Origin of the sequence: Aestuariivirga sp. (assembly GCF_037139295.1) — a bacterium.
In the GTDB taxonomy this organism is placed as follows: domain Bacteria; phylum Pseudomonadota; class Alphaproteobacteria; order Rhizobiales; family Aestuariivirgaceae; genus Aestuariivirga.
Genome location: NZ_JBAXGR010000008.1, coordinates 72859 through 79424, shown reverse-complemented (window position 1 = coordinate 79424; position 6566 = coordinate 72859). Strand labels below are relative to the sequence as shown.

The following is a 6566-nucleotide window of genomic DNA, read 5'->3' as shown; positions in this document are numbered from 1 at the left end:
CAGTGGTAGAACGGCAGCTTCCCAAGCTGCATGTCGTGGGTTCGATTCCCATCGCCCGCTCCATTCACGAGCTTCGCCTCTCTGGCGCTTGTATTGCGGGCCTTAGGAACGGTTGGCTGGTTGCGGTTATGTGCCAACTAGCTTCGTCCCAGATAGCGGTTCAACACGTTGCGGGTGACCTGCGCGACCATCTCGTCCTTGCGGGTGAGGCCGATGATCCAGTCGCTGGAGCCGGCATGGAAGACCTCGCCCCTGCCCCTGGCAAAATTCACGATCATGCCGCAACCACGCTTGGTGGCTTCGATCGCGTCTGCATCCTTGCGGCCGGTCAGAACGGATGCCACGTATTCGCCATCCTCGATGCCGAGGAAGCTGCGGCCCGGCAGGATCGTGGAACCTTCCTCGATGGTGGCGGCAATGCCCAGTGCAAGAATCTGAATTCCCTCCGGCGCCAGAGCCGGATCGGCGACGAATGGCAAGCCGCCACGGATTTCATACGGCAGGCCATCAACCTCGTAACCGAATATGCGCGAAGCGCCGCCGAGGATGTCACCATAGTAGAGGCCAGTATTGGCGAAGGCCCAATGCTCCGGCCGGTAGACGGGAAAGCCCTTGGCACCGCGTGGAGAACAGCCTGACCAGCTGGCATAGAGGCCGTGCGTGGCGTTGAGACCGAAACTTGCTGAGCCCGGCCTGCCAATCTCGGGTGCCTCCCAGGATTCGGTTACACGCTCGCGCGGGCCGCTCTTCATGAAGGGATCTTCGTCGCGCGCGATGTATTTGTAGCAGGTTTGCGTGCGGCCTTCGTCGCTGAGCCGGATCTGCCACATGAAGTTGCCGGCGAAGCGGGCGATGCGGCCGCCCCTTTCGACCCAGCTATCGATCGCGTCGCGCATTTCCCACGACCAGTATTCGTCATGGCCGACGAGCGCGATGCAGGCATAGCCTTCGATCAGATGAGGCTGTTCCTGCAGGTCGGTCTGACTGATGATGTCGAGCGCATAGCCCTCTGCCTCGGCCCATGTCACGAAGTGACGTTCGAAGCTGGCCCAGCCGGAGGACATGTATTTCTTGGAATAGCCATTGGCATGGGCCCATTCCATGTGCGGATAGCGCGGCTCGGAGTTGATCGGCGGATCATCCAGCAGCACGGCGCGGGGTGCGTCGGGCGGCAGGCTTACAAAGCCCTTGGCCAGCGGGCGCAGCGTGCTGAGCGTCGGCGAGAAACGGTCTCCACTGGGGCCGCAATAGCCCTGGTAGTGATTGGAGCCACCCCAGTCATTGTAGGCCGTCCATGTGGCCGTGGCGGCGATGAGCAGCAGGCGGCCGCGCTTGTCGATGCCATCACGCGGGCGGACGATGAAGAGATGCTCGTGCGTATCGCCGCCCACACGGGTGCGCAGGATGTAGCCGCCCGAGGGCCAGTCCTGCGGCACGGAAATTTCGAATGACACGGGCCAGCCGCAACCCACGACCGAGCAATCATCCGGCGTATTGCGCCATTCACCCACAAGGCCACCGCGCGAAATGACGGTCACGGGTCTCAATCCATCGCGGATCACTTCGACGTCATAGCGCTTGGCATTTGTGCAGACGCTGACCTGCACCCTCTCACCCGGTGCATAGGAGAGCTTGTCGCAATAACTCCAGATGCGGATCGGCTCTGGCTGTGTTTGGAACGGCCGTTCGGCATAATTGCCAAGAACGGCATCGCGCCGCCAGGCATCATTGCGGTCGCTGCCCGTGCTCATCTCAGCTCGTCGGCGATGGCCTGGAACATCGCATAGGTGAGGTTGTCCAGCGCCTCGTCCGCCGGCACCGGCTGCGAGGACTGCTTCACCGCCACCATGCCGGCATCATAGTCGATGTAAATCCACTGACCATGGATGCCAATGGCGCAGAGCACGTTGGAAGACGGGTCGGGCACATACCATTTTGAACGGTAGCGACCGTCGGGGAAGAGGTTGACCATCTCGCCGCGCGACCAGGCGCCGGCATCGCCCTTGTGCAGGATGTCGTTGACCCATTCCTCAGGAACGATGCGCTGGCCGTTGAAGCGGCCCTTGCCGCGCATCATCTCGCCGAAGCGGGCGAGGTCGCCGAGGCTCACGCAGAGGCCACCAGCGGTGCGTGGCGAGCCATGCCGGTCCACCGTGATGAAGGCATCCTGCGCCATGTGCATCGGCTGCCAGATGAGGCGGGACAGAAGGCTTGCGAAGTTCTCACCCGTCGCGCGTTCGATGATCCAGCCGAGAAGATCGGTGTTGGGCGAGACGTAGTGGAAGCGGCGGCCATGGGGATGATCGCCCTTGGGCAGGCTGGTGACGAAGGCATTGATGCCATCGATGCTCTGGATGGCGCCGGGCGGATTCCAGCCCATGGCAGCACGGTAGCGCGCGACATCACCCTGCGGGTCGAGGTAGTCCTCGACGAAGCGGATGCTCACCGCCATGTCGAGCACGTGGCGCAGCGTGGCATCGGCATAGGCCGAGCCAGCGACCTCCGGCACATAGCGCGAGACAGGCGCTTCAGGATCGAGCTTGCCTTCCTTCACGAGGATGCCGGCGAGTGCCGCCGTGATCGACTTGCTGACGGAGAACACGATATGGCGGGTGTCCGCCGTCTGGTTGATCAGGCGTTCGGCCACCACCTCGCCGTCCTTCAGCACGAGGAAGCCGTCGGTATAGGTTTCCTCCAATGCGGCCTCGGCGCTGCGGCGGCTGCCGGCCCAGACGATGGCGAGACGGGCGAGATCCAGCGCCTTGCCTTGCCGGAGGGGCGCTGGTGGCAGTGCGGTGGGAACCGGGGCCACCGGGATGAGGCTGTCGACATGGCTGAAGCCCCACACGCTGTGGGGGTGCTCGCGCCAGTTCTCCAGTGTTGCCGTCGGCAAAGCGTCCCCCATCGAATCCCCCAAGAAACCGATTTTGACCGACATTAGCATGGGATCAGCCGCCGTCTCCCCCTGCCGAGCCATCGGTTGTGCACAGGGGCCTGCCCCGCGCGGGGCATGAACTCAGGGGTGGTGGCCAATTCAACAATTGTGTATCGTATCACACAATTGTTTACAGAAAGCCACGACCCATGCCGAAGACAATCCCGGTCGACCCGCAGGCCTTCCAACGGGCCGGTGAACTTGCCTTCCCCCGCATTCCGCTGCACGCCTATGCCCGGCCCTTTGGCGCGGAACTGGCGGCGCGGGGTCCGAAGCAGATGACGGATATCCTCCGCCACATGATGCTGGTGCGCGAGTTCGAGACGATGCTCGGCTCCTTCAAGGCCAAGGGGGCCTATGCCGACATCTCCTACCTCTACAAGGGGCCCGCCCATCTCTCTCTTGGCCAGGAGAGTGCGGCCGTCGGCGCGGCGCTGGCGCTGGAGCCTGCCGACCACATTTTCGGCAGCCATCGGAGTCATGGCGAATTCATCGCCAAGGGCCTCTCGGCCATTGCCCGGCTGCAGGACACCGAGTTGGGCCGCATCATGGAAACGCATCGCGGCGGCACGCTGCTGCGCATGGTGGAGGTGCTGCTTCCCGCCACTGCGGTGACCAGCACGGCCGAGAACTTCCTGCTGTTCGGGCTGCTGGCCGAGATATTCATGAAGGCCGATGGCTTCAACGGCGGCATGGGCGGCTCGATGCACGCCTTCTTCACGCCCTTCGGCGCCTATCCCAACAACGCCATCGTCGGGGCCTCGGCCGGCATCGCGACGGGCGCGGCCCTGCGCAAGAAGCTGGCGAACGAGGCTTCCATCACCGTGTCGATGAGCGGCGATGGCTCGACGGGCTGCGGACCGGTGTTCGAGGCCATGAATTTCGCCGCCATGGCACAGTACCGCACGCTATGGACCGATGCGCGCAAGGGCGGCCTGCCGGTGCTGTTCTTCTTCTCCAACAATTTCTATGCCATGGGCGGCCAGACCATTGGCGAGACCATGGGCTGGGACCGGCTGTCGCGCATCGGTGCTGGCATCAATGCAGATGCGCTCCATGCCGAAACAGTTGACGGCACCAACCCGCTGGCCGTGGCCGACGCCGTGGCGCGCAAGCGCACGCTGCTGCTGGACGGCAAGGGCCCTGCCCTTCTCGATGTCGAATGCTACCGCTCTGGCGGCCACTCCACCACCGATGCCAATGCCTATCGCACCCGGGAAGAACTGGCGCTGTGGGAGGCGCAGGACCCGATCGCCAAGTTCGCGACACAGCTCATCGCAGCGGGCGTCATGGACCAGCAGGCCATCGATGCGATGAAGACCGGTGTGGCCGACAGCATCGCCGCCGTGACGCGCGCCGCCGTCGCTGCCGCACCCGTCGACGTGCCCGCAGATCCGACGCTGATTGGCCGGCTGATGTTCTCGCATGAGGAGATCGCCGTTCCTGCAGGCGAAGTGACGTTGCTGGCGCCGGTCGAGACTTCGGCTCGGATCCGCCAGGATGCGAAGAAGTCCCGCAGTGGCATGGGTCCTGACGGGCAGAAGATCTCCGCCATGCGCGCCTTCACCTATCGCGACGGGCTGTTCGAAGCGATCCTGCACCACATGCTACATGACGAGCGCCTGATCGCCTATGGCGAGGAATGCCGCGAATGGGGCGGCGCCTTCGGCGTCTATCGCGGGCTCTCCGATATCCTGCCCTATGAGCGGCTGTTCAATTCGCCGATCTCGGAAGCCGCCATCGTGGCCACCGCGGTGGGCCATGCGCTGGAGGGCGGGCGCACGCTGATCGAGCTGATGTATGGCGACTTCATTGGCCGGGCGGGCGACGAGATCTTCAACCAGATGGCCAAGTGGCAGGCAATGTCGGCTGGCATATTGAAGCTGCCCGTGGTGCTGCGCTGCTCGGTTGGCAGCAAGTATGGCGCACAGCACTCGCAGGACTGGACGGCACTGGTGGCACACATCCCCGGCCTCAAGGTGCTCTATCCGGCAACGCCTTATGACGCGAAGGGACTGATGGCCTCGGCGCTGTCGAGCGAGGACCCGGTGGTGTTCTTCGAAAGCCAGAGACTCTACGACACGGTGGAGACCTTCAGGCCGGAGGGCGTGCCGTCGGACTATTACCGCATTCCCATGGGTGAACCGGATGTGAAGCGCGAAGGCACGCATGCCACCGTGCTGACGATTGGCCCCTCGCTCTACCCTGCCCTTGCAGCCGCGCAGGAACTCGAGGAGACGCATGGGCTGTCGCTCGAGGTGATCGATGCGCGCTCGCTCGTGCCCTTCAACTATGACCCGGTGATCCGCTCCATCGCGAAGACCGGGCACCTGCTGGTGGTGACGGAGGCCTCCGAGCGCGGCTCCTTCGCCATGACGCTCGCTGCCAACCTTACCCGCTTTGCCTTCGGCAGCCTCAAGTCGGCGCCACGCGTGCTGGGCTCGCCCAACTGGATCGTACCGGGGGCGGAGATGGAGACGAGCTATTTCCCGCAAGGAGATGACATCATCGAGATCGTCACTTCGCAGTTCTATCCCGAGAAGCATTCAAACCGTCGCGGCATCCGCAACTGGGATGACCGCGCACTCGCCCGCAACGGCCTTTGAGAAGGAAGAGGACATGAGCACAGACGTCGTCATGCCGCAGCTCGGCAACGAGATCACCGAAGCCCAGATCGACTACTGGTCCCGGAGCCCGGGCGAGAAGATTGAGAAAGGCGAGATGCTGCTCACCATCACCACGCCGAAGCTGACCATGGAGATCGAGGCGCCCGCCTCCGGCGTGCTCCGCGAAATCCGCGTTCCCGCCGACGAGATCGCCAGCGTGGGTGACATTCTCGCCATCATCGACGAAGCCTGATGAGCGACATCACCTTCAAGACGCTGGGTGGCGAGGGACCGGACCTGGTGATGATCCATGGCTTCGGCTCCGACCGCCTGTCCTGGGCGGGCACGTCTCCGGCGCTGATGGAGGTGGCGCGCGTCCACAGCCTCGACCTGCCGGGGCATGGCGACTCGCTGGGCGCGAAAGCAGGCGATGGCAGCCCGTTGACGCTGGCCGAACTGGTGGCTGATGCACTGGACGCCAACGGCATCGAGAAGGCCCATCTGCTGGGCCATTCACTGGGTGGCGGCATCGCCATGGTTATGGCGCTGGGCCAGCCGGAGCGCGTGCTGTCACTTTCGCTGCTGGCGCCCACTGGCCTGGGGCATGGCATCGACCAGAACTTCCTTGCCGACTTTCCTGAACTCGAAACTGCCGAAGACGCAGGCGCCCTGCTACAACGCCTCGTCACCAAGCCGCTGCTGATCAACCGCTTCACCATCGCGCGCGTTCTGGAGCAGCTCCAGCGACCCGGCGCGCGGGAGGCCCTGCGAAGCATTGCCGAGGGCATCGTCATGCAGGAGGCACAGCTTGCTGAATGGGCAGGCCAGATCGCCGCGACGGGCATTCCGCGCCTCGTGATCTTTGGCGGCGCCGACGAAATCAACCCGCCGGATGCTATTTCTCTCGTCAGCTTCGCGGGCCGCATGCTGGTGATCCCCGAGGCGGGGCACCTGCCGCATGTCGAGGCGGCAAAGCAAGTGAATGCGGAGTTGACGGCTTTCATCAAGAACGTGGGCGCCTGAGT

General features: G+C 64.0%; 5 protein-coding genes. 3 read left to right on the top strand and 2 right to left on the bottom strand.

Annotated features, from left to right (window positions below; all coding sequences use genetic code 11):
- Positions 1-137: 137 nt before the first annotated feature.
- Complete coding sequence (locus tag WCJ41_RS04560) at positions 138-1751, bottom strand: N,N-dimethylformamidase beta subunit family domain-containing protein (RefSeq protein WP_336904652.1); 1614 nt, start codon at positions 1749-1751, stop codon at positions 138-140.
- The gene (locus tag WCJ41_RS04555) at positions 1748-2905 is read right to left on the bottom strand and encodes a serine hydrolase (protein ID WP_336904651.1); all 1158 of its coding nucleotides are present in this window, start codon (positions 2903-2905) and stop codon (positions 1748-1750) included. Before WCJ41_RS04555 ends, WCJ41_RS04560 begins: the two co-directional genes overlap by 4 nt.
- 179 nt (positions 2906-3084) lie before the next feature.
- On the opposite strand from WCJ41_RS04555, the gene WCJ41_RS04550 reads away from it, so the two are divergent.
- From WCJ41_RS04550 to WCJ41_RS04540, 3 genes are read left to right on the top strand one after another with little or no spacing between them, the layout of a single operon-like run.
- Positions 3085-5541 (top strand): thiamine pyrophosphate-dependent enzyme, encoded by a 2457-nt coding sequence (locus WCJ41_RS04550; RefSeq protein WP_336904650.1) that lies wholly within the window; start codon positions 3085-3087, stop codon positions 5539-5541.
- A gap of 13 nt (positions 5542-5554) precedes the next feature.
- Positions 5555-5794, top strand: a complete 240-nt coding sequence (locus tag WCJ41_RS04545; RefSeq protein ID WP_336904649.1) for a lipoyl domain-containing protein — start codon at positions 5555-5557, stop codon at positions 5792-5794.
- Positions 5794-6564 carry an alpha/beta fold hydrolase gene (locus WCJ41_RS04540; protein WP_336904648.1) on the top strand — a complete coding sequence of 257 codons (771 nt, stop codon included), beginning with the start codon at positions 5794-5796 and terminating at the stop codon, positions 6562-6564. Before WCJ41_RS04545 ends, WCJ41_RS04540 begins: the two co-directional genes overlap by 1 nt.
- Positions 6565-6566: the final 2 nt, after the last annotated feature.

What these genes read in the sequence shown, in the direction of transcription:
- WCJ41_RS04560 (WP_336904652.1), bottom strand. Translation starts at nt 1,751, where the DNA reads ATGAGCACGGGCAGCGACCGCAATGATGCCTGGCGGCGCGATGCCGTT.
- WCJ41_RS04555 (WP_336904651.1), bottom strand. Translation starts at nt 2,905, where the DNA reads ATGGGGGACGCTTTGCCGACGGCAACACTGGAGAACTGGCGCGAGCAC.
- WCJ41_RS04550 (WP_336904650.1), top strand. Translation starts at nt 3,085, where the DNA reads ATGCCGAAGACAATCCCGGTCGACCCGCAGGCCTTCCAACGGGCCGGT.
- WCJ41_RS04545 (WP_336904649.1), top strand. Translation starts at nt 5,555, where the DNA reads ATGAGCACAGACGTCGTCATGCCGCAGCTCGGCAACGAGATCACCGAA.
- WCJ41_RS04540 (WP_336904648.1), top strand. Translation starts at nt 5,794, where the DNA reads ATGAGCGACATCACCTTCAAGACGCTGGGTGGCGAGGGACCGGACCTG.